Source organism: Vibrio sp. S11_S32, assembly GCF_014694465.1.
In the GTDB taxonomy this organism is placed as follows: Bacteria; Pseudomonadota; Gammaproteobacteria; order Enterobacterales; family Vibrionaceae; genus Vibrio; species Vibrio algicola.
In genome coordinates, this window is sequence record NZ_JAAUWS010000022.1 from 25,280 (window position 1) to 42,911 (window position 17,632).

At 41.9% G+C, this 17,632-nt stretch carries 14 protein-coding genes and 1 pseudogene; 9 read left to right on the forward strand and 6 right to left on the reverse strand.

Features of this window, described 5'->3' with window-relative positions:
* Window positions 1-143 precede the first annotated feature (143 nt).
* The 4 genes from HC723_RS11225 to HC723_RS11240 all read left to right on the forward strand — a co-directional run bounded on the left by HC723_RS11225 (window position 144) and on the right by HC723_RS11240 (window position 5,206).
* On the forward strand, window positions 144-1,613 hold the full coding sequence (locus HC723_RS11225) for a chorismate-binding protein (RefSeq protein WP_153447040.1): 1,470 nt from the start codon (window positions 144-146) through the stop codon (window positions 1,611-1,613).
* Window positions 1,614-1,682: 69 nt separating this feature from the next.
* Window positions 1,683-2,279, forward strand: coding sequence for a CoA pyrophosphatase (locus HC723_RS11230; RefSeq protein WP_190339141.1), 597 nt, complete (start codon window positions 1,683-1,685; stop codon window positions 2,277-2,279).
* A gap of 224 nt (window positions 2,280-2,503) precedes the next feature.
* Window positions 2,504-3,760: an aromatic amino acid transport family protein gene (locus tag HC723_RS11235; protein ID WP_190339142.1), complete on the forward strand. Its 1,257-nt coding sequence runs from the start codon at window positions 2,504-2,506 to the stop codon at window positions 3,758-3,760.
* 84 nt (window positions 3,761-3,844) lie between these two features.
* Window positions 3,845-5,206 carry an L-serine ammonia-lyase gene (locus tag HC723_RS11240; protein WP_153447037.1) on the forward strand — a complete coding sequence of 454 codons (1,362 nt, stop codon included), beginning with the start codon at window positions 3,845-3,847 and terminating at the stop codon, window positions 5,204-5,206.
* Between the two features lie 121 nt (window positions 5,207-5,327).
* Here HC723_RS11240 and HC723_RS11245 read toward each other — a convergent pair whose 3' ends face one another.
* The gene (locus HC723_RS11245) at window positions 5,328-5,921 is read right to left on the reverse strand and encodes a hypothetical protein (protein WP_190339143.1); all 594 of its coding nucleotides are present in this window, start codon (window positions 5,919-5,921) and stop codon (window positions 5,328-5,330) included.
* 278 nt (window positions 5,922-6,199) lie between these two features.
* Here HC723_RS11245 and asnS point away from each other — a divergent pair, with 278 nt between their 5' ends.
* A complete protein-coding gene (asnS, locus tag HC723_RS11250) occupies window positions 6,200-7,600 on the forward strand; it encodes an asparagine--tRNA ligase (RefSeq protein WP_153447035.1) in 1,401 nt (466 codons plus the stop codon).
* A 126-nt stretch (window positions 7,601-7,726) separates the two neighbouring features.
* Here asnS and HC723_RS11255 read toward each other — a convergent pair whose 3' ends face one another.
* The 3 genes from HC723_RS11255 to HC723_RS11265 all read right to left on the reverse strand — a co-directional run bounded on the left by HC723_RS11255 (window position 7,727) and on the right by HC723_RS11265 (window position 10,040).
* On the reverse strand, window positions 7,727-8,068 hold the full coding sequence (locus tag HC723_RS11255) for a hypothetical protein (protein WP_153447034.1): 342 nt from the start codon (window positions 8,066-8,068) through the stop codon (window positions 7,727-7,729).
* A complete protein-coding gene (locus tag HC723_RS11260; protein ID WP_190339144.1) occupies window positions 8,061-9,254 on the reverse strand; it encodes an MFS transporter in 1,194 nt (397 codons plus the stop codon). The genes HC723_RS11255 and HC723_RS11260 overlap by 8 nt, the downstream gene beginning before the upstream one ends.
* A 123-nt stretch (window positions 9,255-9,377) precedes the next feature.
* Complete coding sequence (locus HC723_RS11265) at window positions 9,378-10,040, reverse strand: YoaK family protein (RefSeq protein WP_190339145.1); 663 nt, start codon at window positions 10,038-10,040, stop codon at window positions 9,378-9,380.
* A gap of 243 nt (window positions 10,041-10,283) precedes the next feature.
* Here HC723_RS11265 and HC723_RS11270 point away from each other — a divergent pair, with 243 nt between their 5' ends.
* The 4 genes from HC723_RS11270 to HC723_RS11285 all read left to right on the forward strand — a co-directional run bounded on the left by HC723_RS11270 (window position 10,284) and on the right by HC723_RS11285 (window position 16,828).
* Window positions 10,284-11,474, forward strand: coding sequence for an amino acid aminotransferase (locus HC723_RS11270; protein WP_190339146.1), 1,191 nt, complete (start codon window positions 10,284-10,286; stop codon window positions 11,472-11,474).
* A 295-nt stretch (window positions 11,475-11,769) separates the two neighbouring features.
* Window positions 11,770-13,923 carry an FAD-dependent oxidoreductase gene (locus HC723_RS11275; RefSeq protein WP_190339147.1) on the forward strand — a complete coding sequence of 718 codons (2,154 nt, stop codon included), beginning with the start codon at window positions 11,770-11,772 and terminating at the stop codon, window positions 13,921-13,923.
* A gap of 239 nt (window positions 13,924-14,162) precedes the next feature.
* A complete protein-coding gene (locus HC723_RS11280) occupies window positions 14,163-16,097 on the forward strand; it encodes a DUF294 nucleotidyltransferase-like domain-containing protein (protein WP_190339148.1) in 1,935 nt (644 codons plus the stop codon).
* A gap of 11 nt (window positions 16,098-16,108) precedes the next feature.
* The gene (locus HC723_RS11285) at window positions 16,109-16,828 is read left to right on the forward strand and encodes a 3'-5' exonuclease (protein WP_190339149.1); all 720 of its coding nucleotides are present in this window, start codon (window positions 16,109-16,111) and stop codon (window positions 16,826-16,828) included.
* An 82-nt stretch (window positions 16,829-16,910) separates the two neighbouring features.
* Here the strand turns inward: HC723_RS11285 and HC723_RS11290 are convergent, their stop codons facing one another.
* Together HC723_RS11290 and HC723_RS11295 are read right to left on the reverse strand one after the other, a co-directional pair.
* Window positions 16,911-17,210 carry a hypothetical protein gene (locus tag HC723_RS11290; protein WP_190339150.1) on the reverse strand — a complete coding sequence of 100 codons (300 nt, stop codon included), beginning with the start codon at window positions 17,208-17,210 and terminating at the stop codon, window positions 16,911-16,913.
* A gap of 219 nt (window positions 17,211-17,429) precedes the next feature.
* Window positions 17,430-17,632, reverse strand: a pseudogene (locus HC723_RS11295) (IS5/IS1182 family transposase); the annotation flags it as partial.

Consider the following 17,632-nt stretch of genomic DNA (forward strand, 5'->3'; position numbering starts at 1 on the left):
GATGGAATTTTATTAGATTATTGGGTTACGGCCTTGTAACTCGATTGCTTTGTGCCAAATTATGATACTCTTGCTGCTCACCAGATACCATGTAGTGATTGAACCTTTGTCACACTTTAACCAATGAAAAATTAAATAAAAGCATGAAGATAGCCCAACCACATTCTGTTTGCGTTCAATCGCTTGAGTATTCAGCAGATTTAAGTCTGACCTATTTCTCTCATCTGCAACATTTACCCTGGGCAATGTTGTTACGCTCAGCGGCGCAAGGTCATCCCAATAATCGCTTTGATATTTTAGTCGCCAATCCGATCGCAACTTTAGTCACTCACGCTGCAACGACTCAGATCACGATATCTTCCGATGCTGGTAATCCCATTTACTCAAGCCAAGATCCATTTGAATTATTAGCCCATTACCAAGATTTATTATTGCCAAGCCTTGCGCCCATTGACGACATTCCTTTTATTGGGGGCGCGCTGGGTTACTTTAGTTATGATTTAGGTCGTCAGGTTGAGACCATGCCAACCACTGCTAGCGCCGATATTCCTACTGCCGATATGGCGGTCGGTTTATATGAGTGGGCTCTGGTCGTCGATCATCAATTGCAACGTGCCTATCTAGTCGGCCAGAACTTACCTCAGTATCAGCAATGGCTAGAAAATCAAAAATGTCTTTATCAACAGCAAGTCGATATCAATGAATCGTTTAGATTAAAGAGTGACTGGTCATCCAACATGACCAAATCTGAATACGGGCAAAAATTTTCGCTGATCAAAGAATACTTAGCCGCCGGTGATTGTTATCAAATCAACCTAGCGCAGCGTTTTAATGCCGCTTATCAAGGTAGTGAGTGGCAAGCCTATCAAGCATTAGAAACCAGTAATCATGCGCCTTTTTCTGCTTTTATTCGTACCGATGAAATCGCAGTGCTAAGCATTTCACCTGAGCGGTTTTTGTCATTAGAAAATCAGCCTTGTGTCGCTTCAGTTGGACCACTCTCAGTTGACCCTCTCACAACCGATTGCAAACCATCAACAAAACGGGTGATCGAAACCAAACCGATCAAAGGTACTCGCCCGCGCAGTCTTGATCCAATCGAAGATGCGCAACTTGCACAACAACTCCAACGCGCCCAAAAAGATCAGGCTGAAAACTTAATGATCGTCGATTTGCTGCGTAACGATATTGGCAGAGTGGCAAAACCAGGTAGCGTCACCGTGCCAGCATTATTCGAAGTAGAGAGTTTTCCAGCAGTGCACCATTTAGTTAGCACCATTCGCGCTCAACTTGATGACAATCAAACCCCTTCTTCTTTATTACGCGCTTGTTTTCCAGGTGGTTCAATCACGGGCGCCCCCAAAATTCGTGCCATGCAGATCATTGAAGAATTAGAACCCCATCGTCGCAACATATACTGTGGCAGCATTGGTTATATTAGCCGTTGTGGAAACATGGACAGCAACATTACCATTCGTACTCTGATTGCCTATCAACAGCATTTATACGCTTGGGCAGGCGGTGGCATTGTGGCAGACAGTGAAATGGAAGCCGAATATCAAGAAACCCTTGATAAGGTGAGTCGAATTTTGCCCATATTATCGAAAGTCTAATCAAGCTCACTTCAAGACCCAGCGAACAAATCTATAATAAAGGAATGGATTGAGCTTTAAGGATAAAGCATGACGCGAGATCAACTGCTGCGACAATTTTCATTAACGGCGCCAAGTCAATATCATGCTGACAGCTTGCGCAGGATCTCGCATCTTAATAAACAGTCATTGCGAAAAGCGGCGGTACTTATTCCTTGTATCGATCGACCTGATGGCATCTATGTTCTATTTACCAAACGAGCTTCGCATTTAAAGCACCATGCGGGCGAAGTGAGTTTTCCGGGTGGCAAATATGAATTATTTGATCGCTCGCTTGCCGATACCGCATTAAGGGAAACCAACGAAGAGGTCGGCGTCTTAACCAACCAAATTCAACTGCTTGGTCAATTGCCCTCTTTAGTTACCGTTAGTCAGTTTGAAATTACGCCATTTGTCGCGTTAGTGAAACAGGATTATCGTTGTGTGATCGATCCGAATGAAGTCGATAGCGTATTTGAAGTTCCTGCCAACTACCTTTTTAATCCGCAAAACTTGCACACCTCAACCATGATCCTACGCGGAAATCAGCATCCTATTTTTTCTATTCACTATCAAAAATACTTTATTTGGGGTGTTACAGGACAAATCATTCAATCACTTCAAAATCAGTTGCAATTTAAACCTTAACAAAAGTTTACAACTTCAAAAAATCTGTAGCGCATAATAACCACTGATTATCATTTCATTAGTAAAACTAATGCGAATAAAGCTAATTTTGTGACACGGCGCAAGTTATGTGCCCCTCCCTTTCATTATCTGAAATTACTTGATTTGGATCGTGTTTTTTAGCATTCAAACGCGCATAATCTTCGCCAATTCTTCCTGTTCCCAAAATTAAGAGAATTCATATTATGCAAACTACAACCAATACAACAACGCAAAGCGCAGCAGCGTCGAGCAAATGGACCTATAAAGATTTTTCATGGGTTTTATCACTTTTCGGTACCGCGGTTGGTGCTGGCGTATTATTTCTTCCAATCAAAGCCGGTGCGGGTGGTTTTTGGCCATTAGTCATTTTGGCTCTCATTGCAATGCCTATGATTTGGCTAGCGCATAAAGGCTTAGCACGTTTCGTTCTCTCTTCTAAAAATCCTAATGCAGATATTACCGATGTTGTTGAAGAACACTTTGGTAAAACTGGCGCGACCATCATTACTTTTGCATATTTTTTTGCAATCTACCCTATCGTACTTATCTACGGTGTGGGCATCACTAATACCGTAGATTCTTTCTTAGTGAATCAAATCGGCATGGAATCCATTCCTCGTTGGTTACTGTCTGGTGCATTGATTTCATTAATGACTTGTGGCGTGATCTTCGGTAAAGATTTAATGCTGAAAGTAACCTCTGCCATGGTTTACCCATTAGTATTCATCTTACTTGCGCTTTCTATCTTCCTTATTCCAGAGTGGAACACTTCAATGGCTGAAGTCACGCCAGATTGGGTTGCTATGCCTAAGATCATTTGGCTTGCTATTCCTATCATTGTGTTCTCTTTTAATCACAGCCCAATCATCAGCCAGTTCTCGAAAGAGCAACGTCGTACATACGGTGATAACGCGGCTAAGAAAACCGATATGATCACAGGTGGCGCAGCGACTATGTTGATGGTTTTCGTTATGTTCTTCGTATTCTCTGTTGTTCTTTCTTTAACTCCTGCACAACTTGGCGAAGCACAAGCACAAAACATCAGTGTTCTGTCTTACCTGGCTAACATTCACTCTTCTCCAATGATTTCTTACTTAGGTCCAATCGTTGCTTTCGCGGCGATCACGTCAAGCTACTTCGGTCACTTCCTTGGTGCACATGAAGGTTTGGTTGGTCTAGTAAAATCTCGTTCAGGAATGGAAGAGAAGAAAGTAAACAAATTGTCTCTTGTGTTTATCGTGTTGACAACTTGGATCATCTCTATCATCAACCCAAGCATCTTAGGTATGATTGAATCTATCGGCTCTCCAATGATTGCTGCTATCTTGTTCATTCTTCCTATCTACGCAATGCGTAATGTTCCTGCGATGGCGAAATTCAAAACTTCACCTATTGCACAAATCTTCACTGCAGTATGTGGTGTTGCCGCTATTACTTCAGTAATCTACAGCCTTTTCTAATCACTGCACATTTAGCTAACCATTAGAAAACTATAAATAATATAAGCCTCTTACTTTTAAGGGGCTTAATTAGAGGTAAATAACATGATCAGTGTTTTTGATATCTACAAAATTGGCGTTGGCCCTTCGAGCTCTCACACTGTTGGCCCAATGAAAGCCGGTAAACAATTTATTGATGACCTTCGCGGCATGGGTACATTGCGTGATATTACTAAAATTACTGTCGATGTTTACGGTTCATTATCGCTGACAGGGAAAGGTCACCAAACTGATATCGCTATCATTATGGGATTGGCAGGAAATACGCCAGAACATGTAGATATTGACGCTATTCCAGGCTTCATTGCGCGCGTGGCTGAAACCGAGCGTCTACCGGTTGGTATGCATTGTCATACGGTAGAGTTTCCTAAAGAAGGCAGCATGAACTTCCATAACTCTAACTTGTCTTTGCATGAAAATGGTATGCAAATTCACGCATGGGTGGATGGTGAAGTGTCTTACAGTAAAACTTACTACTCTATCGGTGGTGGCTTTATTGTCGATGAAGAGCACTTTGGTAAAGAGCAAGAATCTGCATTTAGTACCCCTTACGAATTTAATTCAGCTACCGAGTTATTGAGCCTATGCAAAGAGCATGGTTTGTCGATCAGTACCTTAGTGATGAAAAATGAAAGCGCGCAACATTCAAGTGATGATGTTCGTACCTATTTTGCTAACATCTGGAAAACCATGCGCGAATGTATGGAAAAAGGCATGAATACAGAAGGTATTTTGCCTGGACCATTGCGTGTGCCGCGTCGTGCTTCTGCATTACGTCAACAGCTATTAACCTCATCCAATACCTCAACCGATCCAATGGCAGTAATCGATTGGGTCAATATGTACGCTTTTGCGGTGAATGAAGAAAATGCGGCGGGTGGTCGTGTGGTGACAGCGCCAACCAATGGGGCATGTGGCATTATTCCTGCGGTATTAGCGTATTACGATAAGTTTATTCAGACCGTGACCGAAAAAGATTACATTCGCTATTTTGCCGCCTCTGGCGCAATTGGCGGTTTATACAAACAGAATGCTTCAATTTCTGGCGCAGAAGTTGGTTGCCAAGGTGAAGTTGGTGTGGCTTGTTCTATGGCGGCAGCGGGTCTTGCAGAATTGTTAGGCGGCAGTCCTGAGCAAGTGTGTATGGCGGCTGAAATTGGCATGGAGCATAACTTAGGCTTAACTTGCGATCCTGTGGCAGGACAAGTGCAAGTTCCGTGTATCGAGCGTAACGGTATTGCGGCAGTGAAAGCAATCAACTCGACTCGTATGGCAATGCGCCGCTCATCTGAGCCACGCGTTTCATTGGATAAAGTGATTGAAACCATGCTAGAAACCGGTAAAGACATGAACTCAAAATACCGTGAAACCTCACAAGGTGGATTGGCAATTAAAGTGATTTGTTAAAACCTAATATCTGAGACCGACGATTAATAATCTACACTAAAAAAAGCGCGTTTAACTTTCTGTTTGAAAATTAAACGCGCTTTTTGATTTTGCTATCTCTAAGTATCTAAATCTCTATATTTTATTTCTGCATTGCTTTTAATTTTTCGACCTGTTTGAGTAAGGCATCCAAGTTCATATCAAACACCCAACTGACCGGTTTTTCGACCACAATATCACAACGATTTTTATCACCAACAAAATGTAAGCTTAATGGCCCTTCTGCGGCAGCTTTCAATTGCTGAGGCGAGATATCCAACGCGAAATTTTCATACACCACCGAATCGGATTTATTTTCAGGTTGATAAACCGTCACCTTATATTGCTCGCCATCATCATCAAATGCTTTGTTGATGCCGTAAGGGCCTTGTGAGGACTTCAACCGAACATACAGTTGCGTTTGTTGATGGCCATTGGCGTAAACCGATGTGCGATATCGATACCCCGCCCCATCAAATTTGCCATCACATTTGGTCCAATAAGACGCCGTTTGTAAGTCAGCGCTTCGAGTGAGAGGATCTTGTTTTAAAGTTATATTTTGGTTAATTTCGTCGGCTGAGCCAATTGAAACCTGATCGCCACCAATGGTTGAACACCCACTGACGAGTATCGCAACGCTTAATCCTGTGGCTATCTTTACATTTGATAGGCTTAAATTCGGTAATCGATATTTCACATCCACCTCTTTATTTGAACGCTTCAATGTTTCATGTCTATTGTCATTGTAACGAGAGTTGAGCCATTAGTTTGCTTGTAATTAACACTAATTTATCGAATTAAGGATGCAAATCGCGTTTAACAGGCTAAAAATGCAATGAAACCCACAATTAAAGGTTGAAGCAGAGGCTATGACAGGTAATATATCAGGTAATTGCGATGCGATTTTCATCGTACAAATTTAAGACAGATTGCACCCTTTCGTCGTCAATGATGGGTGTTTTAATGGAGAATAAAATGACTTACGCGCCTGTAACAGACGTTCTAAACGGCAAATTAGCGGTAGACAGTGAAATCACTGTTCGCGGTTGGATCCGTTCACGTCGCGATTCCAAAGCTGGGATCTCTTTCCTTGCCATTTACGATGGTTCTTGTTTCGACCCGATCCAGGCCGTGGTCCCAAATGAACTGAATAATTACCAAGACGAAGTATTAAAACTCACGACCGGTTGTTCTGTTGAAGTGACAGGTAAGATTGTTGAGTCTCCTGCTAAAGGTCAAGATTTTGAACTTGCCGCTACCGCAGTAAAAGTCGTTGGTTGGGTTGAAGATGCTGATACTTACCCAATGGCTAAAACACGTCACTCAATTGAATACTTACGAGAAGTGGCTCACCTTCGCCCGCGTACTAACGTGATCGGCGCTGTGGCTCGCGTGCGTAACTGCTTATCACAAGCTATTCACCGTTTTTACCACGAGCAAGGATTCTTTTGGGTTTCTGCTCCGCTTATTACTGCATCCGATGCAGAAGGCGCGGGTGAAATGTTCCGCGTTTCAACACTGGATCATAACAACCTGCCTTTAGATGACAAAGGTAATGTCGATTACAACGAAGACTTCTTCGGTAAAGAAACTTTCCTAACCGTATCAGGTCAACTTAATGCTGAAGCTTATGCTTGTGCCTTAAGTAAAGTGTACACTTTTGGCCCAACCTTCCGTGCTGAAAACTCGCACACCAGCCGTCACTTAGCAGAATTTTGGATGGTTGAACCTGAAATTGCTTTTGCTGATCTAAACGATGCCGCAAAACTTGCTGAAGATATGCTTAAATATGTCTTTGCTGCCGTACTTGAAGAGCGTCGTGATGATCTTGAATTCTTTGCCTCTCGCATTGATAAACAAGCCATCACTCGCCTAGAGCAATTTGTTGATTCTGACTTTGCTCAAGTGGATTACACCGATGCTATCCAAATTCTACAAGATTCAGGCCGTAAGTTTGAATTTGATGTTGAATGGGGAATCGATATGTCTTCTGAGCATGAACGTTACCTTGCAGAAGAGCATTTCAAAGCACCGGTTATCGTGAAAAACTACCCGAAAGACATTAAAGCGTTCTACATGCGTCTAAACGATGATGGCAAAACTGTGGCAGCAATGGATGTCCTTGCACCTGGTATCGGCGAAATCATTGGTGGCGCACAGCGTGAAGAGCGTTTAGACGTGCTTGATGCTCGTATGATTGCGATGGGTATCGACCCTGAACACATGTCTTGGTACCGTGATCTACGTCGTTACGGCACCGTGCCTCACGCTGGCTTTGGTCTTGGTTTTGAGCGTTTAGTGTCTTATGTTACTGGCATGGGCAACGTTCGTGACGTGATCCCATTCCCACGTACACCACGCAGCGCAAGTTTCTAATTCAGAGTTTCCTAATTAGAAATTTAACCATATAAATAATAAAGCCTGTCCAATCAAAATGGATAGGCTTTTTTGTTGAATGTGTCTCGTCCTAAATAAGGTTGACACTTTCCAAACTTAAAAATTTCATAACAAACTGTGCGTTTTATTAATTTTAAGCCAAAAGCTCTCTTGGCATATATTAATGAAATTTTTTCGCTTTGGTCTGATATCCAAAGAAGTCGGTTCAGATATTAATTCATAACTAATAAAACATTCTTGGCAAACAAGATCTGAATCCATTTCACCAATCTCTCGCTCTATGCTTTGTTTGATCACAACGCCATTATGAAAGAAGAAATCATATTCTTTGATCTCAGTAACAACGCCATCCTCTTCATTTAATTCTTCTGATTTACATTCCCACTTTTTAATTTTATGGGTCTCATCATTTTTTATGGCGGCGACATAGTTAAATAAATTATTCATCAATTGTTACTCTACGCCCGGCAAATAAACCTAATGTTGCAGAAGTGACGCAAACTATCACTATCATGGTGATCATTTCACTCCAGCCATTATTGAGCGTGTGTAAATAACCCCCTAACATAGGGCCAATAGCCGCTAATGAATAACCAATAAATTGTGCCATGCCTGAAAGCGTTGTGGCTTGTAATGGACTGTTGGTGCGAAAACTAATAAACGACAAACCTAAAATAAACCAAGCCCCAGAGCATAAACCTAATAAAAATGACCAAACATAAGCAAACTGCGGTAAATATAATAATCCAACAGCGCAAGTTGCCGCGATAGCACAGATCCCAAACGCAGGTAAACGCTGATCATTTAATTTTGCCATTAACGGGATAATAAAGATGCCTGGTAGTGCGGTGCCGATTTGAAATACGCCGTGTACCATTCCCGCTTCTTCAGAACTAAAACCAGATTGTATTAACAGGCTCGGCAGCCAAGCAATCATAGTGTAAGTAAAATACGATCCCAGACCTAAGTAAAATGATACTTGCCATGCCAACGCTTTACTCCATAGATTAGTAGACGTGCTTCCTGACGTATTGACAGGGCTGGGTTTACTATTATAGCGCAGTTGCGGTAGCCAAAAAATCATCGCAATAAAGGTTAAGGCCGATAATGCAGCCAAAGCTCCTTGCCAGCCCCAACCATAATCATTCGCCAGTGGAATTGAAAATGCAGAGGCCGCGCCGGAAGCTATCCCCATTGCCAAAACATAACTCGAGGTCATGATCGCCACTTTCATTGGGAAATCTCGTTTGACCACAATCGGCAACAACACATTACCGATACTGACTCCAAGGCCAATTAAGGCGGTACCAATAAATAGCGCACTGACACTGCCAAATGATCGAAACAACAATCCTGCCGCAATAAGAACCAATGCAGAAAATATGGTGTATTCCAAACCAAATTTTTTAGCCAAATAAGCCGATGGTGGAGCAAATAATGCAAACGCAATCAGCGGCAAAGTAGTCAACATGCCAGCTTGAGTCGACGACAAATGAAAAGAGTTTGAAATTAAATCAATCATCGGCGCAATGCCAGTCACTGGCGCTCGGAGGTTTGCTGCGATCAGCATAACGCCAATGACAAGTAACATCGCTTTATTGCGCTGGGTAATGAATGTGCTGTGATTTGTCATATTGCCAAAAATGTTAATAGTAAGTTACGTCCAGTATATAGGAACCAACTTCATATTGTATACAATGTGGTGAGTGGGAATTTTAATTTCCTGTTCAATTTCTATTTATGCGTTAGCTATGCTTTAGTTATGTTTCGATATTAACCGATGACCACGATAGCTAGTGGCAAGCATGACGCAAGCGGCAGCCGGAAAATACAGCGCACTGACGTTATAAAATGTGAATAAATAATGCCCTACAATGCCACCGGCAATGAACCCTGTGATGATCACCAAAAACATCACGCACTTTCTATGGTCAAACTCTTCACCTTTTAAAGCATTGCCCAGCATAATACCAAGATCGGTAAATATACCGGTTAGATGCGTGGTACGGATCACTGCCCCACTGTAGGTTGTGGCTAACGCATTTTGCAATCCACATGCCATCGAAGCAAAATAAATACCATAATAGTATGAATGGCTTAGCATGTAAGCCGACATAATCAATAACGCACCTTCAATTAACAGCAATGAATCGTAATGCTGACCTAGCTTTAAAGAAGCACAAGGTAATAAAAAACCAGAAATAGTGGACCCAGCCACAAAGCTTAAAACGATCATCGCCAAATACCAACTGCTACTCAAATTGCTCGTTAATTGTGTTGAAAATAACGTCACTGTGCCGGATAAATGAGAAATAGCTTGATGCTGAAATCCGAGCAATCCGATGGCATTAATCACCCCGGCGATCAATGCTAATGTAAATGCGCCATATTCGACCCATTTGGGTAATTTTGTAAACATAACAACCTCACTTTAAAGCGAAATTATACGCTTCATAAACATAGATTTTAATGATTATTTCCCCTTAAACATTGTTGCAACGAAATCAAACATCAAAAATAATTTTGGCTTTCATTTCAAATTCTCGACTGAAGCAGGGTTAACCAGTATTTAATTGATAAACCAAGTCGATTTACGGTTGAATCCCCGAGAGGTTAACGGTATAAATAATCGAATCAATTACTCATATACATGGACGGATTTATGTTTGAAAAAGTACCTGCAGCACCTGCAGACCCTATTCTCGGTTTAACTGAAGAGTTTAAAAGTGATACACGCGCCACTAAAATCAACTTAGGGGTAGGCATTTACAAAAATGAAGCCGGACAAACCCCTGTTCTTGCGACCGTTAAAAAAGCGGAAGCGGCACTTTTAGAATCAGAAAAAACCAAATCATACCTGACGATTGAAGGTACGGCTGAATATGGTCTTGCTGTCCAGAAATTACTATTTGGCGCTGAGGCTAAAATCATTAGTGACAAATTAGCCAAAACCGCACAAGCTCCAGGTGGTACTGGCGCGTTGCGTGTCGCAGGTGAATTTATTAAACGTGAATTAAACGCCGGTAAAATCTGGATTTCAAACCCAACATGGGCCAACCACATTGGGGTCTTTACCGCGGCTGGTGTTGAAACTGCACAATATAACTATTACAACGCCGAAACTCATGATAAAGATTTCGATGCCATGTTAACTAGCCTTGAAGCGGCTCAAGCTGGCGATATAATCCTATTACACGGCTGCTGCCATAATCCAACCGGCATCGATCCAACCGCGGCAGAATGGCAACAACTGGCCAAACTGTGTGCCGATAAAGGTTTATTGCCATTATTTGATTTTGCTTATCAAGGCTTTGCTAAAGGCGTTGAAGAAGATGCAGCCGGCCTGCGTGTTTTTGCTCAATACTGCGAAGAAATTTTGGTGGCGAGTTCGTTCTCGAAAAACTTTGGTTTATACAACGAACGAGTTGGCGCTTTCACTCTGGTCGCAAAAAATACTGAAGTCGCGACCACGGCATTTTCTCAAGTGAAGAAAATCATTCGTTCTATTTACTCTAACCCACCCGCACATGGCGCGGCAGTCGTAACGCACATCTTAAACGATGCAGCGCTACGCAGTGAATGGGAACAAGAAGTGGCAGAGATGCGCGATCGCATTCAAGAAATGCGCACTTTGTTCGTGCAAACCTTAAAAGATGAAGGTGTAACTCAAGACTTCAGCTTTATTGAAGCGCAAAACGGCATGTTCTCTTTCTCTGGTTTAAATAAAGACCAAGTGGGACGACTAAAAGATGAGTTTGCAATCTACATTGTTGGCTCTGGTCGTATCAGCGTGGCAGGCATGACCAAAAACAACATGGGGCCATTATGTAAAGGTATCGCTGCGGTTTTATAACCCATACAAAAAATAAAGGTCAGCATCTACTGGCCTTTTTACCTCTTATCCCTCCACTCACATGAACATGCCAAATATCATAATTAGCAATGTGAAAATACCATCCCACTCACCCCACCAATACATCGACATATAATCTTATTTTTTTTGTAGGGATCTTCTGAAAGCCTTTTAGTTTCTTGCTCACACAATTAAAAAAGATGATATAAATTTGAAATTAATAAATAAAAAAACCTTTCTTAATTATTAATCGAGAGTAATTGGATTTTCTCGCCACATTATAAATGGAATGATTATGTTAAAAAAAATAGTGATACTCACAAGTGCCGTTGTCTTGGTCATCGTGTTTTTTGCACTCGATCTTCATCATGTGTTAACACTTGATGGGATTAAGTATCGCATGGACGACTTCCAACATTGGCAGCAGACCTCCCCTATTCTAGTAGCTTCTGCCTTCTTTTTTATCTATGTCATTGTTACCGCGTTATCTTTACCTGGCGCCGCTATATTAACCCTCGCTGGCGGTGGTTTATTTGGGTTAGCCACTGGCCTATTGATCGTCTCGTTTGCGTCGACCATTGGAGCAACATTGGCCTTTCTGGTGTCTCGCTATTTATTACGCGAATCGATTGAAAAGAAATTTTCTAGCCGTTTAAAATCCATTAATCAAGGGATTGAAAAAGATGGCGCTTTTTATCTGTTCACTTTACGTTTAGTGCCAGTGTTTCCTTTCTTTTTAATTAATCTATTAATGGGGTTAACCAAAATAAAAACCCTCACTTTTTACTTAGTCAGCCAAGTTGGGATGCTGGCGGGCACGATTGTCTATGTCAATGCAGGAACTCAACTGGCTCAATTAGATAGCTTAAAAGGCATACTCTCTTTTAACTTGATTGTTTCTTTTGCTTTATTAGGCATTTTTCCTTTGATCGCTAAATCCATCATCTCATCGATTCAAAAACGTCGTGTCTATGCAAAATGGACCAAACCTAAGCAATTCGATCGAAATATGGTGGTGATTGGTGGTGGCGCCGCAGGTTTAGTCAGTAGTTATATTGCCGCCACCGTGCGCGCAAAAGTCACGTTAGTCGAGACACACAAAATGGGTGGCGATTGCTTAAATTATGGCTGTGTACCCAGTAAAGCCATCATTAAAAGCGCCAAGGTTGCCGAACAATTTCGTCATGCTGAAAATTATGGATTAGACAGTCACAACCCGACCTTCTCGTTTAAAAAAGTGATGCAACGTGTGCACGATGTGGTGGCGCAAGTCGAACCGCATGACAGCATTGAACGTTACACTGGGCTTGGAGTTGAGGTAAAAACCGGTTACGCCACTATCGTGGATCCTTGGACGGTGGAAATCAAAGCTCAAGATGGCAGTATCGAACGTTTGACTACCAAAAGTATTGTCATTGCCACCGGTGCGCGACCATTTGTGCCGCCACTGCCTGGTTTAAATGATGTGGGTTATGTTACCAGTGATACCTTATGGGAAACCTTTGCCAAACTCGATACGCCCCCTAAACGCTTAGTGGTGTTAGGCGGTGGCCCTATTGGCTGTGAATTATCTCAAAGTTTCGCTCGCTTAGGATCAAAAGTCATTCAAATTGAAATGGCTGATCGTATTATGTTGCGTGAAGATTTAGAGGTATCTGAGCTTGCGCACACCGAACTTAGTGCCAGCGGCGTTGAGATACTGACCAATCACAAAGCATTGCGCTGCGAATTACGCGGTGAGATTAAAATCATGGTGGTTGAACATAATGATGAAGAGATCGAAATTGAATTTGACCAACTATTGTGCGCGGTTGGACGCTCTGCTCGCCTTGAAGGTTACGGCCTAGAACAATTGGGCATTGAAACCAACCGCACAGTTCAAACCAATGACTATTTGGAAACCCTTTATCCCAATATTTTCGCCGCCGGAGATATTGTCGGCCCCTATCAATTCACTCACGTTGCCGCCCACCAAGCATGGTTTGCCGCGGTGAATGCGTTATTTGGCAACTTCAAAAAATTTAAAGTCGATTACCGAGTGATCCCGTGGACTACTTTCATCGACCCAGAAGTCGCTCGGGTTGGATTAAATGAAACCGAAGCAACACAACAAGGCATTGATTTTGAAGTCACTCGGTTCGAGTTTGAAGAGCTCGATCGCGCCATTGCTGAAAGTAGCACCAAAGGTTTTATCAAAGTGATCACCCCAAAAGGAAAAGACACCATTTTAGGCGTTACCATTGTCGGTCAACAAGCCGGAGATTTAATCGCCGAATTTGTGCTAGCAATGAAACATGGATTGGGATTAAACAAGATATTAGGCACAATCCATGCTTACCCTACCTGGGCTGAAGGTAATAAATATACCGCAGGTGAATGGAAAAAAGCCCATGCACCACAAACGATTTTAAATTGGTTGGAAAAATACCATACTTGGCGTCGCGGTTAATTAATCCCACTGATACTCAAAACGAGAGACGGTAAAAGTGGAGGGAGTCATTCACTGATACCCAAAATGAGAGGCAATAAAACTGGGGAGATCATTCAATGATATTGAGCGATCTCCCCAATTTTTTGCTTGTCATTTCAGCGCTTCAACATCAATCAGCATAAATCAATAAAAAGGCTTTAGATCATCGTCTTGATTGCCTATAGTTAAGCTATATCCCATTAGCAGTTGTGGACCTCATGGAAGCAGAATTACAAGAAATTCAGAACTTTATTGCTCAATACCCGCCCTTTGATGCATTACCGGAAGAAAAGCTGGCCTATATTGCTCAAAATACCGAAATTTCCTATTACCGCGAAAAAACACCCATCATTAAATTTGGCGAACATATACAAGATTTATACATGGTGCGATCGGGCGTGGTAGAAATATATCGTCGTAAAGGTGAGCTGTATAACCGGTTAGATCAAGGCGATATCTTTGGTCAAATGGGTTTACTGATGAATGGTAAGGTGCGTTTGCCAGCCACTGCTATCCAAGATTCTTTACTGTACTGTATTCCAGTTGCAGTATTTAACGAACTGTATGAAAGTGAAGAAAGTTTTGCCGATTTTGTCGAATTAGAAAACAACGCAAGATTGCGCCAAGCGATCTCGGAAAACAATAATGCTAATGACTTAACCACCTCAAAAGTAAAAACTCTGATCACCCGTGATGCTTTTACCCTCGATAAACACCAAACCATTCAAGCCGCGGCTAAATTGATGGCCGATGAAAATATTTCGGCGTTACTGGTAATTGATGACACTATTTGTATTGATGAAGAGAATGACAGCCAAGTAGTTGGCATTATTACTGATCGAGACTTATGTACTCGGGTGTTAGCCGAAGGTTTGGATCCCTGTAATCAAGTGAGTGAAGTGATGTCGAACGAGTTGATTTCACTCGATCATAATGCCTATGTTTATGAAGCAATGCTCACCATGTTACGCTGTAACGTCCATCATCTTCCTATTCTTAAAAATAAGCAGCCAATCGGCATTATTGAAGTCGGTGATATCATACGTTACGAATCGCAAAACAGTTTGCTGCTGGTTAATCAGATTTTTCACCAGCAAAGTATCGAAGAATTAGAAGTGCTTTCTTCACAAGTTAAAGACTGTTTTGTGCGTTTAGTACATGAAGATGCCAACTCTCACATGGTCGGCAGCGCAATGGCGGTCATTGGCCGCAGTTTTAAACAGCGCATGGCTGAACTGGCCGAAGAGCATCTTGGCACTCCTCCGGTTCCCTATTGTTTACTGGCTTTAGGCTCGATGGCGCGAGATGAACAACTGATTGTTACCGACCAAGATAACGCCTTAATTTTAGACAACAGCTATGATGAAGCCAAACATGGTGAATACTTTGCCAAGTTAGCGGAATTTATTTGCCAAGGCTTGGCTCGCTGTGGTTATGAACTCTGTACTGGCGATATTATGGCAACTAACCCGATTTGGCGTATGACACGCACCGAATGGGAAGAATGTTTTGCTGATTGGATTGATAACCCAAATCCTAAGGCGTTATTAAACAGCTCGATCTTTTTTGACCTTGATGGTGTCTATGGGCGCACCAAATGGGCCGAAAACTTAAATGGATTTATTGTGCGTCGTGCGCGTCGCAATAATAAATTTTTGGCCTGCTTGGCTAGAAATGCCAACAACCGTACCCCGCCACTAGGCTTCTTTAAAAGCTTTGTAATGGAAAAAGATGGCCAGCACAATAACTCGATTAACTTAAAACGTCGTGGTACTGCGCCACTTGCCGATTTAGTACGAGTACATGCCCTTGCGGTGGGTTCGCGTTCTCAGAACTCTTTTGAGCGTTTAGATGACATCATTGAGGCGGGTATTCTACCTAAAGGTCGTGGACAAGATCTGCGTGATGCAATGGAATATATTTCTATGGTGCGTATTCGTCACCAAGCGATCGATGTCGAAAATGAGATCGAGCCCGATAACAATATCGAACCCGATAATATGTCAGATTTTGAACGCCGTAATTTAAAAGATGCCTTTCAGATCTTAAGTAATGCCCAAAATTTCTTAAAGTATCGTTATCATGGCAATTCATTTAAAAATACCCCTCCTCCGGCTCAGACGCAAAAAAACGCCATTCGACGCATGCGCTAGGGGGATAAAATATGGATGAAAAAGTATATCTAGAGCCTAACTTTAACTGGCAACATTATTTTAAACAGCAAGTGGGTAAAGTCAAAGATCATCGCCTGCGAGATTTCTATCGCGCCGGTGTGGTGGATCCAAACACCCCACTCAGCCAAGTCGAATTTGTGGCACTTGATTTTGAAACCACCGGTCTGGATAGCGATAGCAGTGCCATCATCAGTATTGGATTAATTCCTTTTACCTTGCAGCGTATTTATTGCCGTCAAAGCAAGCATTGGTTGGTCAAGCCGCGTAAACCGATGAATGAGGATTCTGTCATCATTCACGGTATTACTCACAGCGATTTATCCGACGCTCCTGATCTGCGAAGAATTTTAGAAGAAGTGCTCGACTCCTTAGCCGGAAAAGTAGTCGTGGTTCACTATCGCAACATTGAGCGCGAGTTCTTTTATAAAGCGTTAAAACTGCGTTTAGGTGAAGGCATTTTATTTCCTATGGTCGATACACTGGAAATTGAATCGATCGTGCAAAACCGAGCCGTCAGTGGTTGGTGGAATAAATTGCGAGGTAAGAAGCCGGATTCGGTTCGCTTAGGCACCAGTCGGACTCGTTATAACCTGCCCGCCTATCAACCCCATCACGCACTGGTTGATTCCATCGCCACGGCAGAATTATTACAAGCACAAATCTACCACCACTATTCACCCGACACCCCAATTAAAGATATTTGGTGCTAGGGCTATGAGCTAATAAAAACGAGCGCGATTGACAATGATAGTCATATTTCTAAAGATGTGCTTAGAAATAAAAAACCGCTCGCTAGACATCATAAAATTGCCCAATATAAACAAAAATCAAAGAAGAAAAATTAAGCAAAAAATGAATCGACGCCGAAGAAACCAGCCCTAACCATACTTTAATCTCCGACCATACAAGGTATGAAATAGAAAATACAAAAAATGAAAATAATGTCATCACACCCCAAAGAGGAAAGGCTAAGCTATGAAGATAAGACATAAAAATCGCAACCATAATAGCCTTTAAATTTCTACTTTCAACAAACCATCCCAAAATGGAAATCAACACATATATAATTAATGTTGCAATAATAGGTGACACAAAACTCCCTCCTATAACATCATAGAACGTGATATTTTCTGACGGAGATTCATTTGGAAGAGTATAGAAGTAATCAATCACAAGCGTTATAGATATAGCTACGCTGGCACATAAAATGAATGATTTAATAATGTAATAAACTATTGACTGATTAGAATTGTATAGGGGCTTTGTTGCGTAATTCAAATTTAGAGGTGACAACACTAGAATGGTGTTATTTCAATCAATTCGGTAAGTTTTAGGCATACCTAGCCCTGTTAGTTTATTTAAAGCTTTGATCATTGCGTAAGCTTCCCCAACTTGGGCATTATAATTTCTTAAGCTGAGTGTTCCGCCCAATAGCTTTTTCACTCGATGCATTGCCGTTTCTGAAATTGACCTTTTATGATACCCAAACCGTGTTTTCCACTGCTTATTAGAAC